The 23,336-nt window shown below is 62.8% G+C and carries 18 protein-coding genes; 12 read left to right on the top strand and 6 right to left on the bottom strand.

The genetic code is table 11. The annotated features are described in order from the left end of the window. Positions 1-16: 16 nt before the first annotated feature. Positions 17-1,381, bottom strand: a complete 1,365-nt coding sequence (locus OE747_RS04190; protein WP_263827347.1) for an MFS transporter — start codon at positions 1,379-1,381, stop codon at positions 17-19. A gap of 128 nt (positions 1,382-1,509) precedes the next feature. On the opposite strand from OE747_RS04190, the gene OE747_RS04185 reads away from it, so the two are divergent. The 6 genes from OE747_RS04185 (at position 1,510) to OE747_RS04160 (ending at position 8,491) form a co-directional block, all read left to right on the top strand. Continuing rightward, on the top strand, positions 1,510-1,797 hold the full coding sequence (locus OE747_RS04185) for a YggT family protein (RefSeq protein ID WP_263386580.1): 288 nt from the start codon (positions 1,510-1,512) through the stop codon (positions 1,795-1,797). A 393-nt stretch (positions 1,798-2,190) separates the two neighbouring features. Continuing rightward, a complete protein-coding gene (gene rsgA, locus OE747_RS04180) occupies positions 2,191-3,273 on the top strand; it encodes a ribosome small subunit-dependent GTPase A (protein ID WP_263827346.1) in 1,083 nt (360 codons plus the stop codon). Next, positions 3,260-4,045: a VOC family protein gene (locus tag OE747_RS04175; protein WP_263827345.1), complete on the top strand. Its 786-nt coding sequence runs from the start codon at positions 3,260-3,262 to the stop codon at positions 4,043-4,045. Before rsgA ends, OE747_RS04175 begins: the two co-directional genes overlap by 14 nt. A 281-nt stretch (positions 4,046-4,326) precedes the next feature. Further along, positions 4,327-6,366 (top strand): DNA helicase RecQ, encoded by a 2,040-nt coding sequence (gene recQ / locus OE747_RS04170; protein ID WP_263827344.1) that lies wholly within the window; start codon positions 4,327-4,329, stop codon positions 6,364-6,366. A gap of 33 nt (positions 6,367-6,399) precedes the next feature. Next, positions 6,400-7,170 (top strand): peroxide stress protein YaaA, encoded by a 771-nt coding sequence (gene yaaA / locus OE747_RS04165; RefSeq protein WP_263827343.1) that lies wholly within the window; start codon positions 6,400-6,402, stop codon positions 7,168-7,170. 61 nt (positions 7,171-7,231) lie between these two features. Next, complete coding sequence (locus tag OE747_RS04160; protein WP_263827342.1) at positions 7,232-8,491, top strand: flavin-dependent oxidoreductase; 1,260 nt, start codon at positions 7,232-7,234, stop codon at positions 8,489-8,491. Here the strand turns inward: OE747_RS04160 and glpK are convergent. From glpK to panB, 3 genes are all read right to left on the bottom strand, one after another. Further along, positions 8,488-9,966 (bottom strand): glycerol kinase GlpK, encoded by a 1,479-nt coding sequence (gene glpK / locus OE747_RS04155; protein ID WP_263827341.1) that lies wholly within the window; start codon positions 9,964-9,966, stop codon positions 8,488-8,490. The two genes, OE747_RS04160 and glpK, sit on opposite strands and share 4 nt — an antisense overlap. Positions 9,967-10,036: 70 nt before the next feature. Then, the gene (gene panC / locus OE747_RS04150; RefSeq protein WP_263827340.1) at positions 10,037-10,894 is read right to left on the bottom strand and encodes a pantoate--beta-alanine ligase; all 858 of its coding nucleotides are present in this window, start codon (positions 10,892-10,894) and stop codon (positions 10,037-10,039) included. Continuing rightward, complete coding sequence (gene panB / locus OE747_RS04145; protein WP_263827339.1) at positions 10,891-11,730, bottom strand: 3-methyl-2-oxobutanoate hydroxymethyltransferase; 840 nt, start codon at positions 11,728-11,730, stop codon at positions 10,891-10,893. The genes panC and panB overlap by 4 nt, the downstream gene beginning before the upstream one ends. Positions 11,731-11,900: 170 nt before the next feature. On the opposite strand from panB, the gene OE747_RS04140 reads away from it, so the two are divergent. From OE747_RS04140 to OE747_RS04115, 6 genes are all read left to right on the top strand, one after another. Continuing rightward, the gene (locus OE747_RS04140) at positions 11,901-13,388 is read left to right on the top strand and encodes an ABC transporter substrate-binding protein (RefSeq protein WP_263827338.1); all 1,488 of its coding nucleotides are present in this window, start codon (positions 11,901-11,903) and stop codon (positions 13,386-13,388) included. Between the two features lie 108 nt (positions 13,389-13,496). Then, on the top strand, positions 13,497-14,444 hold the full coding sequence (locus OE747_RS04135) for an ABC transporter permease (protein ID WP_263827337.1): 948 nt from the start codon (positions 13,497-13,499) through the stop codon (positions 14,442-14,444). Continuing rightward, positions 14,441-15,256 (top strand): ABC transporter permease, encoded by an 816-nt coding sequence (locus OE747_RS04130; protein WP_263827336.1) that lies wholly within the window; start codon positions 14,441-14,443, stop codon positions 15,254-15,256. The genes OE747_RS04135 and OE747_RS04130 overlap by 4 nt, the downstream gene beginning before the upstream one ends. Next, complete coding sequence (locus OE747_RS04125; protein ID WP_263827335.1) at positions 15,253-16,854, top strand: ABC transporter ATP-binding protein; 1,602 nt, start codon at positions 15,253-15,255, stop codon at positions 16,852-16,854. The genes OE747_RS04130 and OE747_RS04125 overlap by 4 nt, the downstream gene beginning before the upstream one ends. Positions 16,855-17,315: 461 nt before the next feature. After that, positions 17,316-18,767 (top strand): aldehyde dehydrogenase family protein, encoded by a 1,452-nt coding sequence (locus tag OE747_RS04120; protein WP_263827539.1) that lies wholly within the window; start codon positions 17,316-17,318, stop codon positions 18,765-18,767. Positions 18,768-18,769: 2 nt separating this feature from the next. Beyond that, the gene (locus tag OE747_RS04115; protein ID WP_263827334.1) at positions 18,770-19,684 is read left to right on the top strand and encodes a DMT family transporter; all 915 of its coding nucleotides are present in this window, start codon (positions 18,770-18,772) and stop codon (positions 19,682-19,684) included. An 8-nt stretch (positions 19,685-19,692) separates the two neighbouring features. Here the strand turns inward: OE747_RS04115 and pncB are convergent, their stop codons facing one another. Both pncB and OE747_RS04105 read right to left on the bottom strand, forming a co-directional pair. After that, the gene (gene pncB, locus OE747_RS04110; RefSeq protein ID WP_263827333.1) at positions 19,693-21,012 is read right to left on the bottom strand and encodes a nicotinate phosphoribosyltransferase; all 1,320 of its coding nucleotides are present in this window, start codon (positions 21,010-21,012) and stop codon (positions 19,693-19,695) included. Between the two features lie 61 nt (positions 21,013-21,073). After that, complete coding sequence (locus OE747_RS04105) at positions 21,074-23,308, bottom strand: hybrid sensor histidine kinase/response regulator (protein WP_263827332.1); 2,235 nt, start codon at positions 23,306-23,308, stop codon at positions 21,074-21,076. Between the last annotated feature and the right edge of the window lie 28 nt (positions 23,309-23,336).

Genomic DNA, 23,336 nt, shown 5'->3' with positions numbered 1-23,336 from the left:
ACCCTATGAAAAAACACTAACTCTGGTCTCCTTTCGGATTGACCCATAGCAACAGGATCAACCCTACAATAAACAAGCCCACGACCGGTGAAACCCCCAAGCGCGCACTGCCTGTCGCGGCGGTCGCCGCGCCGATCAGCGCGGGCGCGAGAAAGGCGGTCGCCCGGCCTGAGAGACCGTAGAGCCCGAAGCTTTCGGTTGGTGCGTCCGGCGCGGTGTGACGCACCATCATCGAGCGGCTGGCCGCTTGCAGGATGCCACCAAAGCCGCCGATCAGGACGCCGCAGAAGAAGAAGATACCGTCGGGCAGCTTCGATCCCTCGGCGAACGGAATGCCGAAGACCTGGTGGCGGTCCATGCCAACGATCGTGGCGCAGACCAGGATCAGAATCAGGATCGACCAGATAATCACGGGCTTGGGTCCATATTTCCGGTCGGCCAGCCCGCCAAGCCAGCTGAACAGCGCAGCGGATATCGCCGCAATGATCCCGAAGACACCGATCAGCGTGATTTCCCAACCCAGAACCAGACGCGCGTAGACGCCCCCGAACCCGTAGAGGCCGTTGAGCGCATCGCGATAGAACATGGAGGAGGCAAGATAGCTGGCCAGGCTGCCCCGATGGCGCAGGTTCCTGACCGATCGCACAACCAGGGCAACCGCCTCGGCAAATCTACCACGCCGCCCACCGACCGCGGGTTCGCGTACCCACAGGAAGTAGGGGATCATGAAGACCACGAACCAGAGCGCCGTGAATGGACCGACCGAGCGGGTTCCTTCGCGCGTGGCCGCATCGAGGCCCAGAACCGGGGCAAGCCCGATCAGCGTCTTGCCGTTTGCCTGTTCGACGAACAGCAAGAGCATGATGAACAGCGCCACGACCCCGCCGAGATAACCAAAGGCAAAGCCAGACCCCGAGATCTTGCCCACCTCTTCCTTGGTTCCAAGCGAAGGCAGCTGTGCGTTGATGAAGATGAGAGCATATTCGGCACCGATGAAGCCCAGCCCGAAGCTTGCCATCATCCACCACAGGTTGCTGCCCGCCGGGTCCATGTACCAAAGGCCCCAGGCGCCGACGACATACATGCCGCAGAACAGGGTGATCCAGGTCATGCGCCGACCTGAGATATCGGCCATCGCCCCCAGGAAGGGTGCGCCGAAGCCGATGATCAACCCGGTGATGGTAAGGCATTGCGACCAGACCACCTGTGCCTGCGCCTTGGCGGCCTCGGTTTCCATGCCTTGGCCCATGAAGAAATCGGCCGCCACCGCCGCGAAGAACGGGCTAAAGACAAAAGTGACCAGCAGCGTATGATATGGCTGGCTGGCCCAGTCGAAGAAGTACCAGCCCCAGATCCGCTTGCGCGCCGAAATCGTTGCCATTTCCGTTCCCCTGCCTCTTTTCTCGGTTATGGCGGGCGCTCTGGCGGTTAGGCAAGCTTTTCCTTGGGACTTGCGTCTTTTGCTTGCTGCTCTTAGGTCTCATTTCGGTCGGCGAACAAGGAGGCCCCATGCAGTCGCTGTTTCAAATCCTGATGCTGATCCTTGATGTGGTCTGGTTCTTTATCCTGGCGCATGTGATCATGAGCTGGCTGATCAATTTCCAGGTGCTGAACATGCGCCAGCAACTGGTGGCGCAGATCTGGTACGGGCTGAACCGGGTGCTGGAGCCGATCTATGGCCCGATCCGCCGGATATTGCCGCCGATGGGCGGGCTCGACCTGACCCCGCTGGTGGTGCTGCTGGCGATTATGGCACTGCGCATCGTGCTGATCAACAACGCGGCACTGTTCTATTGAGCGGGTCCGGGGGCGCTGCTCTCTCTTGGCCTGACGGCCAATCCACCCCTTGGCGACTACCGACCTTTGCTGCGCCGTGGGCATAGTGTGAGGTTGCGGGACGGAGTTGACATACCCTTTTTCCGGCCGAATGGCCGCCACGATAACTGAAGAAGGGCTCCAAATCAGCCGTCAACTGTTGGCTTGTGCTCGTGTTCATCCTATATGCACAGCATCTGAAATGGAGATTTCATGTCCCGGTAAGGAAGGGAGGCGGCGCGCCTCCCGGAGCACATCCAACATCTGAAGCAACACCGTCACTTTATAGCTGACGGACATGTTTGGTGTGCAGGCTCATTTCCTACCATCAGCGCCCAAATCTGACCTGGGCCAGAGACATGAAAGTGACACCCCGTGATAAGGGATTACTCTGACTTCCTTCCGCGTCGCGCCTCCGACGCCGGAACACACGCCGACCTCAGTCCTCTTCAGGCACTGGGATGGCAACCGTTTTTTGCCCAGCAGATCAGCGTAGAAGAACTGTCGGCAACCCCTCCTGTTCGCGTTGTCGAAGTGCATCGCAATGGGCTGCACGCCCTCGGTGACGGCATCGATACGACATTCCCGCCCAGAGACGATGTAACTGTCGGGGACTGGCTCATGCTGGATTCTTCGCGCCCGCGATCCAGTCGGGTTCTCGAGCGCACGAGTCTCATCAAGCGGCGTGCGCCCGGAACTGACCGGCAGGAACAACTGATCGCGGCGAACATTGATACGGCCTTTATCGTCACCTCCTGTAATCAGGACTTCAAGGTGGCCCGGCTGGAACGCTATGCCGCCCTGGCGTTGGAAGCACGGATGGCGCCCGTCATCGTCGTCACCAAGACCGATCTCGTGACGAACCCGCAAAGCTACATCGACGCGGCCCGCGCGGTATCGGACATGATCGACGTGGTCGCACTTGACGCCCGCGGAGACGCGCCCCGGACAGAACTGACCCGGTGGTGCAAGCCGGGCAAGACGGTGGCGTTCCTCGGCTCATCTGGTGTCGGTAAATCGACGTTGGCCAATGCGTTGCTCGAGAGCCAGTCCATTGCAACCCAGACCATTCGCGAGGACGACGCAAAGGGTCGGCATACGACGACGCGGCGCGAGCTTCATGCGATGCCCAATGGCTGCCTGATCCTGGACACTCCGGGCATGCGGGAATTGCAGCTCACCGATGCAGCTGAAGGGATCAATGATCTCTTTTCCGATGTGCAGGGGTTGGCTGCGCGGTGTCGGTTCAAGGACTGCCAGCACGAGACCGAGCCGGGATGCGCTGTTCTGAAGGCGATTGACCAGGGCGCTCTCGATGCAGGTCGGCTTGGCAGATGGCGCAAGCTCATGGCTGAAGACGCGTTCAATTCCGCGAGCCTTGCGGAACGCAGGTCGCGCGACAAGGCGTTTGGCAAGATGGTTCGCGGTATCAAAAAGCTCAAAGATGTCAGGAGGTAAGGCGATGATGCAGTCGAAAGCGGGTCGGATCGTATGGCATGACCTTTTCACATCGGACAGGGCGTGTTCGATGGCGTTCTACCAGCAGGTCGCCAACTGGACGTATGAAGTCGAGCGGGCATCGGATTTTGCCTGGGGTGGCGGTGAGAAGGATTTTGTTCTTGCCCTATCCGGTGACGAAGCGGGCGCCGGGTTGGTCGAGACGCCTCCGGAGCAGGAAAATGGTTGGATTGCTTATATCGAGGTCCCCGACGTGGATGCGGCGGCCAAGCGCGTCGACACGCTCGGAGGCAAGGTAGTTCGGGAGCCGTTCGAGGTGCCGGGTGTCGGGCGCAACGCACTCGTCCGCGATCCGCTTGGTGCTCTGGTGGGGATTTCGCTGTCCCGGCACAGCTTCCCTGTGCCGCAGCGGCAGTTCGGTCCTGAAGTGTATGTCAGTAACGGGAATGACTTTCCGCAGGCGTTCTACGTCGAACTCTTCGGATGGCAGGTTTCTCCCGAGCGGGACAAGGACCGTGTCACTCTCCTCGGGCCTTGGGGTGATCTTGTTGCAATCCAACATGCCGCGACTTGGCGACCCGGTTCAAACGCAGCTTGGATCCCGTGCATCAAGGTTTCTTCAACCTCCGATGCGTCCCGTGCTGCTGAAACCAAAGGGGCACGACCGGCTTCTGTAGAGGTGAATGACTCCGTCCAAGCCCATAACCCCATCCTGTGTGACCCGTGCGGCGCCCGGTTTACTCTCGGCGTCAAGCAGACCGACACTTTCTAGCAGTTCGCCAATTCTTCACAGGAACTACAGAGCGGACATCTGTCCGTTCCACCACACCGGACATTCATTCGGATCGCAGCATCCGGAAAATGGGCTCTCTTGTTGAATCCGCCGCGTGAAAGACAATTGGCTTCTCTGCTGAAGATCGTTTGCTCAACGCAACACGGCAGTTGTTATCGAACAGAAGAAGACCGGCGCCGGTGCTATTGTTTCCGGCGCCTCCGCGCGTGTAAGGTGGCGCCAAAGGGCAGAGCGCAGAAACAGGACAGGCCACCCCAAAGATGTTCGACGCCGCACCGCTGTTGCGAGATGTGTTTGGATTCGATGCCTTCCGTCCCGGGCAGGAAGAGATCGCGCGGGCCGTGGCCGAGGGCGAGAACGTGCTGGCGATCATGCCCACGGGGGGCGGCAAATCGCTTTGCTTCCAGCTGCCGGCACTGATGCGCGAGGGGGTGACGGTGGTGATCTCGCCGCTGATCGCCCTGATGCGCGACCAGGTACGCGGCTTGCAGGAGGCGGGTGTCGAGGCGGGGGCGCTGACCTCGGGCAATACGTCTGAGGAGACCGAGGCGGTCTGGCAGGCGCTGGAGGCGGGGCGGCTGAAGTTGCTTTACATGGCGCCCGAACGGCTCGCCTCGGGCGCGGCGATGGGGATGCTGCGGCGGATCGGGGTCAGCCTGATCGCGGTGGACGAGGCCCATTGCGTCAGCCAGTGGGGCCATGATTTCCGACCCGACTACCTGCGTATAGGAGAGCTGCGCCGCGCACTGGGCGTGCCGCTGGCCGCCTTTACCGCCACGGCGGATGCCGAGACCCAGGCCGAGATCATCGCGAAACTGTTCGACGGCGAGGAACCGCGCAGCTTTCTGCGCGGGTTCGACCGGCCCAATATCCACCTTGCCTTTGCCGCCAAGGACAGCCCGCGCCGCCAGATCCTGGAATTCGCGGGCGCCCGGCGCGGACAGTCGGGCATTGTCTATTGCGGCACCCGCGCCAAGACAGAGACACTGGCGCAGGCCCTGCGCGAGGACGGCCACAGCGCCTGTCATTATCACGGCGGCATGGAGGCCGAGGACCGCCGCATCGTCGAGACCTGCTTTGCCCGCGAGGATGGGCTGATCGTGGTGGCGACGGTCGCCTTTGGCATGGGCATCGACAAGCCCGATATCCGCTGGGTCGCCCATGCCGATCTGCCGAAATCCATCGAGGCCTATTATCAGGAGATCGGCCGCGCCGGGCGCGATGGTGGGCCAGCCGAGACGCTGACGCTCTACGGTCCCGATGACATCCGCCTGCGCCGCAGCCAGATCGACGAGGGACTGGCCCCGCCCGAGCGCCGCGCCGCCGACCATGCCCGGCTGAATGCGCTTCTGGGGCTGGCCGAGGCGCTGACCTGCCGTCGCCAGACCCTGCTGGGTTACTTTGGCGAGACCGAGGTCAGTTGCGGCAAATGCGATCTGTGTGACAGCCCGGCAGAGCGCTTTGATGGAACCACCGCCGTGCGCATGGCTTTGTCGGCGATGCTGCGGACCGAGGAATGGTTCGGCGCGACCCATCTGATCGACATCCTGCTGGGCAACCAGACCGACAAGATCCGCGAACGCCGCCATGACCAGTTGCCCACCTACGGCGTTGGCACCGAATGGAACCGCGCCCAGTGGCAGGCGATCTTTCGCCAGATGATGGGCCGCGACCTGGTGCGCCCTGATCCCGAACGCCATGGCGCGTTGCGGATGACCGAGGCGGCGCTGCCAATCCTGCGCGGCGAGGCCGAAATTGAGTTGCGCAAGGATACCGTGCGCAAGGCGGCGCGGCGTCCGGCGGTCAAGGCAATGGTCAACGACGAAGACGTGCCGCTGCTGTCCGCGCTCAAGGCCAAGCGCCGCGCGCTGGCCGAGGCGGCGCGGGTCCCGGCTTATGTGATCTTTCCCGACCGCACCCTGATCGAGATCGCCGAGAAGCGCCCCGCGACGCTGGACCAGATGGCCCGCATCGGCGGCATCGGCGCCAAGAAGCTGGAGCGTTACGGCGCCTTGTTCCTGGAGGTGGTGAGCGGTGCCGCCGAGGCCCTGCACCCCGCCCGCCGCAAGCTGGCTGGTCGGCAGACCGGCAACATCTATGACCGGCTGCTGGCGGCACAGGCCGATCTGGCGCGCGGCCCCGACGGAATCGACAAGCCGCTCAGCTGTTCGGCATCGCAACTGGCCAAGGTGGCGCAGATGCGGCCCGACGACCGGCACGGGTTGGAGGCGCTGCTGGGTGATCGGCGCTGGGAACGTTTTGGTGAGGCCTTTCTGGACGTGCTGGGCCAGACGACCTAGATACGTCCAAGACCAGGGATGAGGGGGCAGGACATGCTGGTGGTGATCTCTCCGGCCAAGCGGCTGGATTGGGCGGAGCGCGACGTTGCAGCGACCGAACCCGCCTTTCAGGACGATGCGGTGCGGCTGGCCAAGACTGCGCGCAACCTGACGCTGGGCGATCTCAAGAAACTGATGGGGCTGAGCGACGATCTGGCCCGGCTCAACCGTGACAGGTTCCGCGAATTCGCCGATACGCCCGGTGCTGATGTGACCCGCCCTGCCGCGCTGGCCTTTGCCGGGGACACCTATCAAGGGCTCGAGGCGACCTCGCTCGACCCCGAAGAAATGGAATGGGCGCAGCAGCACCTGCGCATCCTGTCGGGGCTTTACGGCCTGTTGCGCCCGCTGGATGCGATCCAGGCCTATCGGCTGGAAATGGGCAGCCGGTTGAAGACGCGTCGGGGGACCTCTCTCTATGATTATTGGGGGGACCAGCTATCCCGAACGCTGAACGCGCAGGCCGAAGCGATCGGCACCGATGTGCTGGTCAACTGCGCCAGCCAGGAGTATTTCGGCGCCGTGGATCCCAAGGCACTGAAACTGCGCGTGATCACGCCGGTGTTCATGGAGGACAAGGGCGGCGCGCCCAAGATCGTCAGTTTCTACGCCAAGAAGGCGCGCGGGGCGATGGCCCGCTATATCGTGCAACGCCGCCTGACCGATCCACAGGCGCTGAGCGAGTTCGACAGCGGCGGATACCAGTACAACGCTGACTTGTCCGAACCTGACAAACCGGTATTCCTGCGCCCCTATCAGGGCTGATTTCCTCTCGACCTCTCGCGTGGCACCGGGCAGTCTGTCGCCACGAGAGAGGGAGAAGGCCATGACCGTATTGATCGCCGGTGCCGGTGTCGCAGGGCTCAGCCTGGGGCTGACACTACATCAGATCGGGGTACCGTTCCGCATCTACGAGGCGACGGCGGTGCTGCGCCCGATGGGGGTGGGGATCAACCTGCAACCCAATGCGGTGCGCGAATTGCTCGACATGGGGCTGGAAGCGGAGCTGGACCGGATCGGGGTGCGGACGCGCCAATTGGGTTTCTACTCGAAACTGGGCAAGACCATCTGGGAAGAGCCGCGCGGCACCTGGGCAGGCTATACCTGGCCGCAATATTCGGTGCATCGCGGCGCCTTGCAGATGATGCTGTATGAGGCGCTGATTGCGCGGGCAGGGGCGGATTGCGTGGTGACGGGCGCCCGCGCGGCGGGGCTCGAAACCGGGCCAGAGGGCGCCATACTGATCCTGAGCGATGGGCGCCGGATCGAGGGGCGGTTGCTGATCGCCGCCGACGGTATCCATTCGGCGCTCAGGGCGCAGATGTACCCGGACGAGGGCGAGCCGATCTGGAACGGGCGCGTCTTGTGGCGCGCCACCACCCGGGCGCCTGCATATTTCGGTGGCGGCGCCATGGCAATGATCGGCCATGACGACCTGCGGCTGGTGTCTTATCCGATCTCGGACCCTGACAGCGACGGCATGGTCGAGATGAACTGGATCGCCGAGAAGCGCTTCCCCTTGGACGCCGCGTGGAAAAAAGAAGACTGGAACCGTGCCGCCGATATCAGTGATTTCCTGCCGGATTTCGCCGATTGGCGGTTCGACTGGATCGACGTTCCCGCGCTGATCCAAGGGGCCGAGGTGGTCTATGAATATCCGATGGTCGACCGCGACCCGCTGCCCAGCTGGACCGACGGTTCGGTGACTCTGATGGGCGATGCGGCGCATCCCACCTATCCGGTGGGGTCCAACGGGGCCAGCCAGGCGATTCTGGATGCCCGCATCATCGGTGCCCGGCTGCTGGAGCATGGGATAACGCCCAAGGCTCTGGCGGCCTATGAGGCCGAAGTCCGCCCGGTGACCACCGCCGTTGGCCAGGCCAATCGGGCGGGCGGCGGACCGGACGGGGTGCTGCAACGGGTCGAGGATCTGTGCGGCGGCGAATTCGACGATATCGACACGGTGATCCCCCGCGCTGAACTGGCCGCGCATGCGGCCAGATACAAATCCATTGCCGGGTTCTCGATCGAAGAGTTGAACGCGCGCCCCCGGACCATCGCCCAAGGCGCGCGGATACCAGCCTAGACCATCATCGCCGCCGCAACCGCCGCTTTCCAGCGGCGATAGGCGGCTTCGCGGTCGCCCTCGACCATCTTTGGGGTGAACCGGGCGTCCAGCGCCCAGGTCGCGGCAAAGCCTGCCTGATCGGGGTAGATCCCCGCCTTCATCCCAGCCAGCCAGGCCGCGCCCAGCGCCGTTGTCTCCTGCATCACCGGGCGGTCCACCGGTGCACCCAGACGGTCGGCAAGGCCCTGCATTGCCCAGTCGGACGCGCTCATGCCGCCATCGACACGCAGGATCACATCCGCATCCGCGCCCCAGTCGCCCTGCATCGCCTCCCACAGGTCGCGGGTCTGATAGGCCACGCTTTCCAGTGCCGCCTTGCAGAACTCGGCCGGGCCGGAATTGCGCGTCAGCCCGAACATGGCGCCGCGGCAATCGGGCTTCCAATACGGGGCGCCAAGACCGGTGAAGGCGGGCACCAGGATGACATTCTGGGCCGGATCGGCGCGGGCGGCCAATTCGCCGCTCTGCGCCGCGTTCTCGATGATCCCCAACCCGTCGCGCAGCCACTGCACCGCCGCCCCGGCGATGAAGATCGACCCTTCCAGCGCATAGGTGCGCTGGCCGTCCAACTGATAGGCGATGGTCGTCAGCAGCCGGTTTTGCGAGGCGACCGGCTGTGTTCCGGTATTGAGCAGCGCGAAACAGCCGGTGCCATAGGTGGATTTCATCATGCCGGGCTGGAAACAGGCCTGACCGATGGTGGCTGCCTGCTGGTCGCCCGCAACGCCCAGGATCGGCACCTGCCCGCCGAACAGATCGGTGGTGCCGAAATCAGCGGCGCAATCGCGCACCTCGGGCAGCATCGCCATCGGAACGTCGAGAAGCTCGCAGATGTCTTTGCTCCACTCGCCCTGATGGATATCGAACATCAGCGTCCGCGCGGCGTTGGTGGCATCACTCGCGTGCACCCGCCCGCCGGTCAGCCGCCAGATCAGGAACGAGTCGATGGTGCCAAACAACAGCTCGCCCGCTGCGGCCCGGTCGCGCGCGCCTGGCACCGTGTCGAGGATCCATTTTACCTTGGTGCCCGAGAAATACGGATCGAGCAGCAGGCCGGTTTGCGCGGTAAAGTCGTCCTCGCAGCCCGCATTGCGCAAGCGCTCGCAGATGGCGGCGGTGCGCCGGTCCTGCCAGACGATGGCCCGATGCACCGGCGCACCGCTGGCCTTGTCCCAGACCACGGTGGTTTCGCGCTGGTTGGTGATGCCGATCCCGGCGATCTGCTCGGGCCCGATCCCCTGAGCAGAGATCACCTCGCGGCAGACCTCGACCGTGGTTTGCCAGATCTCTTCGGCGTCATGTTCCACCCAGCCCGCTTCGGGAAAATGCTGGGTGAATTCGCGTTGGGCGGTCGCTACCCGCCGCATCTCGCCATTGAACAGGATCGCCCGGCTCGAAGTGGTGCCCTGGTCGATCGCCAGAATAAAGGTCATTCTCCGCCCCCTGTCATCGTCTCTTGACCCGGGACTGTAGCCGCATTTCCGGCGTGTCAGGAAGCCCCTACTAATCGTTTAGTTGAGGAACTGCGATATTGTCGATCAGCCGCACCCCGTCGAGCCAGGTGGCCACCAGCAGGCGCGCGGGTTCGGTGGGCTGGTCGAGCGCGCGCAGACTGTCCGCCGCGCGCAGGTCGAAATACTCGATATCGACAAAACCGGCGGCGCCCAGCGCCTCGCGCGCTGCGGGCGCCAGGTCACCAAAAGAGGCGCCAGCCGCCAGCCGCTCGGCCACCTGCCGCATGACGGGATAAAGCCGCCCGGCCCGCTCCAGCCCGTCAGCCGAGAGCCGCATGTTGCGCGAGGACATAGCAAGGCCCGAGGCCTCGCGCACCGTGGGACACCCCACCACGGTGATCGGGATATCCAGATCCTGCGCCATGCGGGTGACCAGCATCATCTGCTGGTAATCCTTTTCGCCGAAAAAGGCCCGGTCGGCCCCGGTTTGCAGGAACAGTTTCGCCACCACGGTCGCCACCCCGTCGAAATGGCCGGGGCGGCACGCGCCCTCCATTACATCGGTCAGACCCGAGAGCGAAACGGTGGTGGCAAACCCCTCGGGATAGATCTGGTCGGGATCGGGCACATAGACCGCATCGACCCCATAGGGCGCGAGCTTGGCAGCGTCGGCCTCTTCGGTACGGGGGTATTTGGCCAGGTCCTCGGGGTTGTTGAACTGTTTCGGGTTGACGAAAATGGTCACCACCACCCGGTCGCAACCCGCCTTGGCCGCAGCGACCAGCGACAGGTGGCCATCGTGCAACGCGCCCATCGTGGGCACCACACCGATGCTCTCGCCCGCGCGCTTCCAACCGGCGGTGGCGGCGCGCAGATCGGCCAGTTTGCGCAGGATCGGCGCGCTCATGCCTTGGCACCTTTGGCAGGGGCCTGATCACCAAACACGTGTTCTGCCGCCGGAAAGCTGCGTGCGCGGACCTCGGCCGCATATTCGGCAATCGCGGCCTCGGCAAGCGGGCCCAGATCGGCATATCGCTTGACGAATTTCGGTTTGAAAGCGGTGAAGAAGCCCAGCATGTCATCCACCACCAGGATCTGCCCGTCACACCCGGCTGAGGCCCCGATACCGATGGTGGGAATCGCCACCTCGGCGGTGATCCGGTCGGCAAGCGTCGCGGGCACCTTCTCCAGCACCACCGAAAACGCGCCCGCATCGGCCACTGCATGCGCATCGGCCAGCACCGCCTGGGCCTGATCGTCGCGGCCCTGCACCTTGTAGCCGCCCAGCGTATTGATCGACTGCGGCGTCAGCCCGATATGGGCCATCACCGGAATGCCGCGTTTGACCAGAAACCGGATCGTCTCGGCCATCTCGACCCCGCCTTCCAGCTTGACCGCGCCAGCGCCGGTCTCGGCCATCAGCCGGGCGGCATTGCGGAACGCCTGAGCCGGGTCTTCCTCGTAGCTGCCGAATGGCATGTCGATGACCAGCATCGCGCGGTCCAGCCCGCGCGCCACCGCCTGGCCATGCAGGATCATCATCTCCATCGTCACACCCAGGGTGGAACTCAGCCCATGCAGCACCATGCCAACGCTGTCGCCCACCAGCACGAAATCGCAATGCCCGTCCATCAGCCGCGCCATCGGAGTCGTATAAGCGGTCAGGCTGACCAGCGGCACGCCCCCCTTTTGCGCCCGGATATCCTGGGCATTGGGGGCCGTCTTGCGGGCAGTTGCACTCATTTCCAGTCCTCCACGGAAAATGTTGCATCGCAGCATAAGTATTTCGCAATCGCAGCGAAAGCCCGGTTGCGCCAACATTTCCTTGATCACCCCGGGATTTGCGGAAACAGTGAGGCAAGCCGTGGCGGGTTCACGATCCCGTCAGACGAAACCAAACGGGGAGAGTTGGAATGAAACGGTTTGTAAGACAGGGGTTTGTCTCTGGTCTGGCGCTGAGTGCTGCTTTGATCGCAGGGGCCGCCTGGGCCAAGGATGACATCACCATCGCCATGCAGCTGGAACCGCCGCATCTGGACCCGACCAGTGCCGCGGCGCAGGCCATCGACTCGGTGGTCTATGTCAACATCTTCGAGGGGTTGACCCGATTCATGGGCGATGGATCCATTGTGCCCGCCCTCGCCGAAAGCTGGGAGATCTCAGAGGATGGCACCGTCTACACCTTCAAACTGCATGAAGGCGTGACCTTCCACGACGGCTCGGCGATGGATGCCGAGGACGTCAAGTTCAGTCTGGACCGCGCCCGCGCCGAGGACAGCGCCAACGCGCAAAAGGCGCTGTTTGCCGGGATCGACAGCGTCGATGTGGTCGATCCGCTGACCGTCAAGGTGACCCTGACCGAACCCAACGGCAATTTCCTGTTCAATATGGCCTGGGGCGATGCGGTGATCGTGGCGCCCGAGAGTATCGAGAACATCAAGACCACGCCGGTGGGCACCGGCCCCTACACGCTGGGCGAATGGGTGCAGGGCGACAAGATCGTGCTAAACCGCAACCCGGGGTATTGGGGCGCCGAGCCCGCGCTGGCCCAGGCGACGTTCAAATTCATCTCGGACCCCACCGCCGCCTTCGCCGCGATGATGGCCGAGGATGTGGATGTGTTCACAGGCTTTCCCGCGCCCGAAAACCTGCCGCAATTCGAAGCAGATCCCCGGTTCCAGGTTCTGGTCGGCTCGACCGAGGGCGAAACGATCCTGTCGACCAACAACAAGCAGCCGCCGTTCGACAATATCAAGGTGCGTCAGGCGATGGCCCATGCCATCGACCGCCAGGCGATCATTGATGGCGCGATGTTTGGATATGGCACACCTATCGGCACCCATTTCGCGCCGCACAACCCGGCTTATGTCGATCTGACCGGCAACTCTGCCTATGATCCCGACAAGGCCAAGGCGCTGTTGGCCGAGGCAGGATTCCCGGACGGGTTTGAAACCACGCTGCACTTGCCGCCCCCCTCTTACGCGCGGCGCGGCGGCGAGATCATTGCGGCGCAACTGGCGGCGGTCGGCATCAAGGCCGAAATCACCAATGTCGAGTGGGCGCAATGGCTGGAAACCGTGTTCAAGGGCAAGAATTTTGGCCTGACCATCGTCAGCCATACCGAGCCGATGGATATCGGCATTTATGCCCGGCCTGAATATTACTTCCAGTACGACAATCCGGCGTTTCAGGAGCTGATGACGACGCTGAACTCGACCACCGATCCGGACAAGCGGACCGAGTTGATGCAACAGGCGCAGCGCATCATTTCCGAAGATTACGTGAACGGCTACCTGTTCCAGCTTGCCGCGCTGAGCGTGGCCAAGGCTGGCGTGCAGGGATTGTGGGCCAACGCGCCCACCGCCGCGACCGATCTGTCGGCGATCAGCTGGTCCGAGTAAGGCGCGGGGCCATTTTCTGACACAGAAAATGGTTCAGAAAATCTGCGATTTTCTGGCTCGCCGCTCCGGCGGCGGGTCTTTTTTCCGAATGGGTGGTATCGACCCGACATGCTCCGCTACAGTCTGAAACGCGCGTTCTCGCTTGCGATCAGTCTGGCCGTCGCCAGCCTGGTCATCTTTGCAGTGATCGAGATCGCTCCGGGCGATCCGGCCTCGTTCATGCTGGGGGTCAATGCGCAGCCCGACACTCTGGCTGCGCTGCGCACAGAACTGGGTCTCGATCAGTCAAAGGCCGAACGTTATATCAGCTGGATCACTGGGATGCTGCGTGGCGATTTCGGCACATCCTATACCTATCGCACGCCTGTCTCGCAGATGATCGCGGACAGGATGTGGGTGTCGTTACCTCTGGCGCTCTATGCGCTGGCGTTGTCTACGGCCATCGCCTTTCCTGCTGGTATCTATGCTGCGTCACGTCGCGGCAAGGTGGGTGATCTGACAGTGATGAGTGCAACCCAGCTGGGTGTCGCCATTCCGAATTTCTGGTTCGCCATGATGCTGGTGCTGGTCTTTGCCATCAATCTGCGCTGGTTCAACGCAGGTGGCTTTGCCGGCTGGGACAAGGGGCTGGCAGCAGGCCTACACTCGCTGACATTGCCCGCCATCGCGCTGGCGCTGCCGCAAGCCGCCATCCTCGCGCGGGTGATGCGCTCGGCGCTTCTCGATATCCTGGGTGAGGATTTCATGCGCACCGCCCGCGCCAAGGGGCTCAGCCGTCGGCAGGCACTTTGGCGGCACGGGTTGCGCAATGCGCTGATTCCGGTGCTGACCATCATCGGGCTGCAATTCTCTTTCCTCCTGGCGGGATCGATCATCATCGAACAGGTGTTCTATCTGCCCGGCCTCGGGCGGCTGGTGTTTCAGGCGATCTCGGCGCGCGACCTGATCGTGGTGGAATCGGTCGTCATGCTGCTGGTCTTTGCGGTGATCACTGTCAATTTCCTGGTCGATCTGGCCTATGCTGCCGTCGATCCACGCCTGAGGTCCCGGACATGAGCCGTAACCTGATCCTGGGCGCGGGCCTGTCCTCGCTGGTGGTGCTGTCCGCGCTGGTCTCGTTCGTCTGGACGCCCTATGACTATGCCGCGCTCAACATCCCGGCCAAGCTGCAAACCCCAAATGCGCGGCACTGGCTCGGAACCGATCATTTCGGGCGCGACATGTTTTCCATGATCATGGTGGGCGCGCGCACCTCGATCGCGGTGGCGCTGCTGGCTGTGGGCATCGGCATGAGCCTGGGCGTACCGCTGGGCCTGGCTGCCGCCGCACGCAAGGGGTCGTGGCTGGACGAGCTGATCATGCGCGGCAACGATCTGGTCTTTGCCTTCCCCTCGCTAGTGATCGCCATCCTGATCACCGCTGTGTTCGGTGCCGGTGCCGTCAACGCCATCATCGCTATCGGCATCTTCAACATCCCGGTCTTTGCCCGAATTACAAGAGGCGCGGCGCTGAGCCTGTGGGAGCGCGAGTTCATCATGGCCGCGCGTGTCGCGGGTAAAAGTGCGGCACATATCTCGGCTGAACATATCCTGCCCAACGTGGCCAATCTGCTGATCGTGCAGGGCACCATCCAGTTCTCGCTGGGTATCCTGGCCGAGGCGGGACTCAGCTATGTCGGTCTCGGCGCGCAGCCACCGACGCCCAGTTGGGGCCGGATGCTGGCCGATGCGCAGACCATGGTCAGCTTTGCCCCGCATCTGGCGTTGATTCCGGGGTTTGCCATCATCCTGACCGTGCTGGGGCTGAACCTGATGGGTGATGGTCTGCGCGACTGGCTTGACCCGCGCATTCGGGTGGCCCGGTCATGAGCCTGTTGCAGATCAAGGACCTGTCATTGTCGATCCACGGGATCGAGATTCTGCAACGGGTCAACCTGACCATCGCTCCAGGCGAAATCGTCGCCGTCACTGGCGAAAGCGGGTCGGGCAAGTCAATGACGGCCCTGGCGGTGATGCAACTGCTGCCTGCGGGTAGCGAGACAACCGGCTCCATCCTCCTGGACGGCGAAGAGGTTCTCGACCTTCCCGAGGACCGGATGTGTGAGCTGCGCGGCGCCGCGGTTGGAATGGTGTTCCAGGAGCCGATGACGGCGCTGAACCCGGTCAAGACCATTGGCGATCAGGTCATGGAAACGATCCTGATCCACCGGGCCATGCCGCGCGACAAGGCCGAGGAACGCGCGCGCGAGGTCCTGGCGCGCGTGGGTCTGCCGCCCGAACGCTATCCGCTGGGCCGGTATCCGCATGAACTGTCGGGGGGCCAACGGCAGCGGGTGGTGATCGCGATGGCGATTGCCCTGCGCCCGAAACTGCTGATCGCGGATGAGCCGACGACGGCGTTGGACGTGACCACCCAGGCACAGATTCTCGACCTGCTCAAAGGTCTGGTGCGCGAATACGGCATGGGCATGCTGATGATCACCCATGACCTGGCAGTGGTGGCCGATATGGCCGACCACATCACGGTCATGCGGCGCGGCGAAGTGGTCGAAGCAGCCCGGACCCGCCAATTGCTGACCGGGATGACGCATCCCTATACCAAGATGCTGTTCGCTGCATCAGAGCATCAGGTCTCTCTGCCCGAAACAGTCGGTCAAATGCCCCTGCTGGCCGTGGCTAATGTCGTTCGCGACTATCCGTTGCCGCGCACAAGCCTTTTTGCGCGACCGGGTCAGCATCGTGCGGTGGATCATGTCAGCTTTACCCTGCACCAGGGCGAACGTCTGGGCTTGGTCGGGGAATCCGGTTGCGGCAAGTCGACCCTGACCCGTGCGATCCTGGGATTGGAGCCGGTGCAAGCCGGCCATATCCTGCTGGATGGTCAACCGGTCTATTCCGGTAACAAGGCCAATCTGGCGGTCCGCCGCAAGATGCAGGTGGTGTTTCAGGACCCATATGGAAGCTTCAATCCGCGCCACCGGGTCGACCGGCTGGTGACCGAACCTTTTCACCTTTTGGAAAACCCGCCAATGGGCTCGGAACGGCGCGACCGTATCGCCGAAATGCTGACCGCCGTCGGTCTGTCGCCGGATGACTCGGGCAAGTACATTCACGAGTTTTCCGGTGGTCAGCGCCAGCGGATCGCGATTGCGCGGGCGCTGATCATCCGCCCGCAACTTATTCTCTTCGACGAGGCGGTATCGGCGCTTGACGTTTCGGTGCGGGCGCAGATCCTCGATCTTTTGGCCGATCTGTGTGCCAGCTACGATCTGACCTATCTGTTCATCAGCCACGATCTGAGTGTGGTTCGGACGATCACCGACCGGGTGATGGTGATGCAGGCAGGCCGTATCGTCGAGCAGGGTGAGACCGAACAGGTGTTCTCGGATCCGCAGCACCCGTATACCGAGGCCCTGATCGCCGCCGCACCAAGGTTGCCGCGCCGTCGTCCGATGATTGCCCGATGATCGTGCTCACCCGCATCCGCCGAGAGGAAAGTACCGATCTCATCGCGGCGATGACCTCCTATCTGGCAGAGGTCGCGCCGGGTGTTCCGTTGCCGGTCGAGGAAATGGCGATGCGCCATTGGCGCGATGCGGGCAGGATCGCCTACTGGATTGTCCATAGAGATCGCAAAGCCGGCTTTGCCCTGGTTCACATCCATCCGTGTGGGCAGAGGGAACTGGCCGAATACACCTTGTTTCCATCGTTCCGGCAGCAGGGTTTCGGGAAGCGGGCGGCGCGGTCCGTCTTTGCACTTCATCCCGGGCGATGGCGCTTTGGGGTTGCCTTGGGCTCGGCGGGCGCGGATGAGTTCTGGCAAGCGTGCCTTGCCGGGATGCAGGGGGTTGCCAATCTGCGCCGATGCCCTCCAATTACACCGCATCAGGGCTACAGCTACGCTTTTGACTTCGGAAAGGAGACCGATATGTCCCTCCCTCTCTGGTTTGACGCCTCTCTTTGTCTTGTCGGCGGGGTCTGGCAACCGGCCCAAGGTGGCGCGACCCTGCCTCTGGTCAATCCGTCTGACGGGTCGGAACTTTGCCAGATCGCGCGCGGCGGTTCCGCCGATATTGATGCCGCTGTAGCCGCTGCCGAAACGGCATTGCGTGGTGACTGGGGCCGGATGACCGCAACCGAACGCGGCCGTATCCTGACGCGCCTCGGCCAACTGGTGCTGGAACGGGTCGAAGATCTGGCCGTGATCGAAGCCGCCGACGTGGGCAAGCCGCTGACCCAGGCCCGCGCCGATGCCGTTGCGCTGGCCCGGTATTGCGAGTTCTATGGCGGCGCCGCCGACAAGGTGATGGGTGAAACCATTCCCTATCTCGACGGTTATACCGTCTATACCCTGCGCGAACCGCATGGGGTGACCGGTCATATCGTTCCCTGGAACTATCCGATGCAGATCATCGGTCGTTCGGTAGGCGCGGCGCTGGCCATGGGCAATGCCTGCGTTCTGAAACCGGCGGAAGAGGCCTGTCTGACCGCGCTGGCCTTTGCCGATCTGGCGATGCAGGCCGGGCTGCCCGCCGGAGCGCTGAACGTGGTGCCGGGACTGGGCGCCGAAGCGGGCGCGGCGCTGTCGGCGCATCCGGGCGTGCATCATATCTCGTTCACCGGATCTGTCGCCACCGGGGCGCTGGTGCAGCAAGCGGCGGGGCGCAACGTGGTGCCGGTGACGCTGGAACTGGGGGGCAAGTCGCCGCAACTTGTGTTCGACGATGCCGATCTGAATGCCGCGCTGCCTTTCCTGGTGAATGCGGGGTGTCAGAATGCCGGTCAGACCTGCTCGGCCTCTTCCCGCATCCTGGCTCAGCGTGGCGTCTATGAAGAGGTCAAGGCGCGCATGGCTGCGGCGTATGCCGACCTGACCGTCGGCCCCGCGATGGAGGATCTGCGGGTGGGGCCGCTGATTTCGGCCCGCCAAAAGGAGATTGTGACCGGGTTTCTAAACAAGGGCGCCGACCTGACCATCGCGGCGCAGGGCCGGATCGTGGATCACGCCCCGGCGTCGGGGGCTTATGTCCGTCCGACGCTGTTCGCCGATGTGCCTCCCAACCATGCGCTGGCACGGGACGAGATCTTTGGCCCGGTGCAGGTCCTGATCCCCTTCGACACCGAGGAAGAGGCAATCGAAATCGCCAATGGCACCGATTACGGTCTGGTTGCCAGCATCTGGACCCGAGACGGCGCGCGTCAGATGCGGCTGGCCAAACGGCTGCGGGCGGGGCAGGTCTTTGTCAACAACTACGGCGCCGGGGGCGGGGTCGAACTGCCCTTTGGCGGGGTCGGCAAGTCCGGTCATGGCCGTGAAAAAGGGTTCGAGGCGCTCTACGGATTTTCTCAACTCAAGACCGTCGCCGCGCGGCACGGCTGAGGATGAGCGGGCGCAGCGGCGATAACGTGGTTCTCGCGATCCTGTTGTCGCTGCTGGCGCTGGTCCTGTTCGACATGATGGGGCTGATCATCAAGCATTTGTCGCCGCGCTATGGCGCGGCCGAACTGTCAGCCTATCGCAACTTCTTTGGCATCTTTCCCAGCCTGATCGCATTGTGGTCGGCACCCGCCTGGCACCGGGCGGGGCGGCCCTGGAAGATCCGGCAGTGGCGGCTCGGGTTGATGCGCGGCGTCTATGTGACCTTTGCCCAGTTCCTGTTCTACTATTCGCTGGGCAAGCTGGCCTTTGCCACCGCCTCGACGATCACCTATGCCAACGCGGTGTTCATGACTGCGCTTGCGGTACCCCTGCTGGGCGAACGCGTTGGCCTTATGCGCTGGGCGGCGGTGCTGCTCGGGTTTGTTGGGGTCCTTTTGGTCATGAAACCCGGCAGCGAAAGTTTCTCGGCCGATGCGCTGGCGCCGTTGGGGGCGGCGTTTCTCTATGCTCTGACCGGCGTGTCGGCGCGGCAGATGGACAGTTCGGTGCCCAGTGCGCTGATCAACCTCTATTCCGTCGTGGCCGCATTGGTCGGATCGCTCGTGCTGGCCCTTTCGACCGGAGGTTTTACCCCCATCGGGCAGAGTGCCGACCTGGGATGGATCGCGGCAATGGGCGGTTTCGGAGGGACTGCCGTGCTGTGCCTGGTGGCCTCCTACCGGATGACCGAACAGAGCAACCTGGCGCCTTTCAGCTATTTCGGTATTCCCATCGCCTTTGTCGCGGGTTGGCTGGTGTTCGACGAAACGCCGTGGGCCGATCTGTTTCCCGGCGCGCTCTTTATTGCGGGCGGCGGGCTCATGATCGTCTGGCGCGAGCGGATCAGGTCGCGGGCGGGGCACCACAGATCAGACTGACGACCGGATCACACTTCGACAGCAAAGCGGGTTTGCTGGCCCACCCCGAACACTCGCTTGTAACGGGCGATCTCGTCGGCGGGACCCATCGCCTTTTCCGGGTTATCGCTCAGTTTCACGGTCGGCCGCCCATCGGCGGACACCGCCTTGCACACCAGCGAGAATGGAGCCAGCGCGTCATTGGCAACCAGGCCCCTGAAATCATTGGTCAGCAGGGTTCCCCAGCCGAAGGAGATCTTGGCTCGCCCGGCAAACCGGGCATGCAGTTCGGCGATCTTGTCCACGTCCAGCCCGTCCGAGAAGATGATGCGTTTCTCTGCCGGGTCTTCTCCGCGTGCCTTCCACCAGGCGATGGCGGTCTCGGCGCCTGCGGCCGGGTCGCCGCTGTCGATCCTGATCCCGGTCCAGCCCGCCAGCCAGTCGGGCGCCCGTTCCAGAAAACCCTTGGTGCCATAGGTGTCGGGCAGGATGATACGCAGATTGCCGTCATGCTCCTCGTGCCAGTCGCTCAGCACGTCATAGGGCGCACGAGCCAGTCCCGCGTCAGTCTCGGCCAAGGCGCTGTACACCATCGGCAATTCATGCGCATTGGTGCCGATGGCTTCGACCTCGCGCCGCATGGCGATCAGACAGTTCGAGGTGCCGGTGAACTTTGGACCCAAACCTTCGATCATCGCCTGCACGCACCAGTCCTGCCACAGGAACGAGTGCCGCCGCCGGGTGCCGAAATCGGCAATCGTCAATCCGTCGATCTGGCGCAGGCGCTCGATCTTTTCCCAGACGCGGGTCATGGCGCGGGCATAGAGCACCTGCAATTCGAACCTGCGCATGTCATGCAGTACCGCGCGCGAGCGCAGTTCCATCAGCACGGCGAGTGCCGGTATCTCCCACAGCATCACCTCGGGCCAGTTGCCTTCGAACGTCAGCTCGTACTGGTCGTCCCGGCGTTCCAGATGATAGGGCGGCAATTGCAGCCCCTCGAACCATTCCATGAAATCCGGCCGGAACATCTGCCGCTTGCCATAAAACGTATTGCCACGCAGCCAGGTGCTTTCACCCCGGCTCAGCCGCAGCGAGCGGATGTGATCGAGTTGCTCGCGCAGCTCACCTTCGTCGATCAGCCGCGCCAGCGGGATCCGCGTGGTCCGGTTGATCAGGGAGAAGGTCACCTGGGTGTCGGGCTTGTTGCGGAACACCGACTGGCACATCAGAAGCTTGTAAAAGTCGGTGTCGATCAGTGACCTCACGATCGGATCGATCTTCCATTTGTGGTTATAGACGCGGGTTGCAATATCCACTGGGCCTGCCTCGTGATCTGGGTCAGCCATGGATACGCCAGCGAAGCCGGTATGGCAATTCAAGGCGGTTCTGTTGGCTTGGCTCCGACGGTCAGGCGGTTCGAGGCACCGAGTCCGGATCGGTCCGATGCGCAAGATGCTTCAGCAGGCAGGAGATCAGTTCGGATCTGCCAACAGGTTTGCTGAGAAAGTCGTTCATTCCGGCATCAAGGCATGCTCTGCGGTCGCTGTCATATGCGTTCGCCGTCAGCGCTACGATCGGGAGCCCGGTGCTCCAGGACTTCCGAATGAGCCGGGTCGCCTCGATCCCGCTCAACTGCGGCATCGACATGTCCATGAAGACGATGTCGGGATTGAGCGCCTCGGTCATTTCAACGACCTGCTGCCCGTCACAGGCGAATTCGAGCCGCACCGGAAGATCCGCCAGGAATTTCGCGATCAGGAGTCTGTTGACCCTGTTGTCATCCGCGACAAGGACGGTCCGCCCATCCAGGCGTTCAAGTACTTCGTCTTCGATCTTCATCTGTTGATCGGTGCCGCCGATCTGCATCGGCGGGGCGAGAGGTAGCCTCAGAGAGAAACACGATCCCGATCCAAGCGTGGAGTCCACAGTGAGGCTGCCCCCCATCAGCCCGACCAACTCCCGAGAGATGGACAGACCCAGCCCGGTGCCCCCATAGGTCCGGGTTGTGTTGGCTTCGGCCTGCGAGAAACGTTCAAAGACATGCTCGATCTTGTCGGCGGGAATACCGATACCGGTATCTTCGACCTCGATGATCGCGACATGGCCTGACGCGGCCTGCTCCACCGACAGACGCAGATACACCGCGCCGTTTTCGGTGAACTTGACGGCATTTCCCAGCAGGTTGATCAAGATCTGTCTCAGGCGGCCATCATCGGCATGAACAAGTTCCGGCACTTCGGTCAGCGTCTCCAGCGAAAGGCGCAGACCCTTGCTGTTCGCCTGAGGCCGGATCAGGCGCACCGTATCCGACACGCAGGCCAGCAGATCAAAGTCAACCGGGTGGAGTTCCACCTTGTGGGCATCGAGACGGGACAGTTCCAGAACATCGTTGATGATTGTCAGCAGCGCGGCCGCCGAACTCTTTATCGTGTCGACATATTCGTTCTGCTCTTTCGTAAGAGGGGTTCCAGAGAGCAATTCCGCCATTCCGACGACACCGTTCATCGGGGTTCTGATTTCATGGCTCATCGTGGCCAGGAAGTCCGCTTTCGCCCTGGCCCCATCCTCGGCAGCTTCGCGCGCAGCGGCCAGTTCCTGTTCATGGGATTTGGCCTGGGTAATGTCGCGTTCCACCGCCACCGTCATTTCTACATTGCCGGTCTCGTCGACGATGGGCACCATGTTGACGTCCATCCAGATCGGCTGACCCTGCTTTGTCACGTTCTGGATTTCACCGCGGAATGGTCGCCCTTCGGTGATCGCCGCTGCGATCGCGTTCGACATCGACAAATCGGTTTCGGGCCCGTTCAGCAATTCACCCGGCAGCTTGTCCCTGGCTTCGTCGGCCGAAAACCCGGTGATCCGGGTAAAAGCTTCGTTCGTCCATACAATTCGCCCTGTCGCATCTGACATGATGACACTGTCGTTGGCGTTTCGCGCGACAAGTGACAGTTGCTGCGCCTCTTTCTGGTGGCGGAGCAGGTCGCGGCCCTGTTCGATCAGGCGCAAGGTTGTGCGCCGATGCGTATTGAAACCCGCGTTCACGAAATTCAGAAAGAGCGCAACCATGAAGGCGAGCATCGCTGTGCCGCTGGCGTCCATCAAGAAGATGGAATCGAGCCTATTCGCGGTCAGGACTTCGAACGCAAAAATGAACAAGGTGACCAGGGCATAGACGGTCAACCGGACCGCGCCAGCCGATGGATTAAACGGCAGCACCAGCCCGGCATTGATGGCCGCCCCGGCGAGAAACGCAATTGTGAACAGGGAAGACTGCCCGCTGAACTCTCCGAACCAGGCCAGCAGGACGCAAAGCGCTATTGTCGCGGATTGCACCAGGGCCGTGATCGAGCTGATGAACAGCAATCTGTGCAGATCGTGACCCGCTTCGATCAGCTTGGGCAGGCGGGACAGGAACAGGCAGTCGACCAACTCGCCAAACAATGCGACAAGAACTGCAATGGCTCCCGTTTCAGGCCCTTCGGACATTGTCAGCGCCAGGCCGCCGCTGAACGTCATGATCTGCCGGTTGCCGAAGTTCCGGACCCGGCCCCTGGCATAACGGATCAGCAGGCCGCGGCGGCTATACCTCCGTTCGAATTCCGCCAGTTGGTCGGCTTCGTGCGACCCGGTATCTTGCATTGGCGAACCCCGGGGTGACATGGACATG

The sequence above is a fragment of the Ruegeria aquimaris genome (genome assembly GCF_025751555.1).
GTDB classification, from domain to species: Bacteria; Pseudomonadota; Alphaproteobacteria; order Rhodobacterales; family Rhodobacteraceae; genus Ruegeria_B; species Ruegeria_B aquimaris.
Note: the sequence above shows the minus strand (reverse complement) of the source record. Positions and strands in the feature narration are given on the sequence as shown.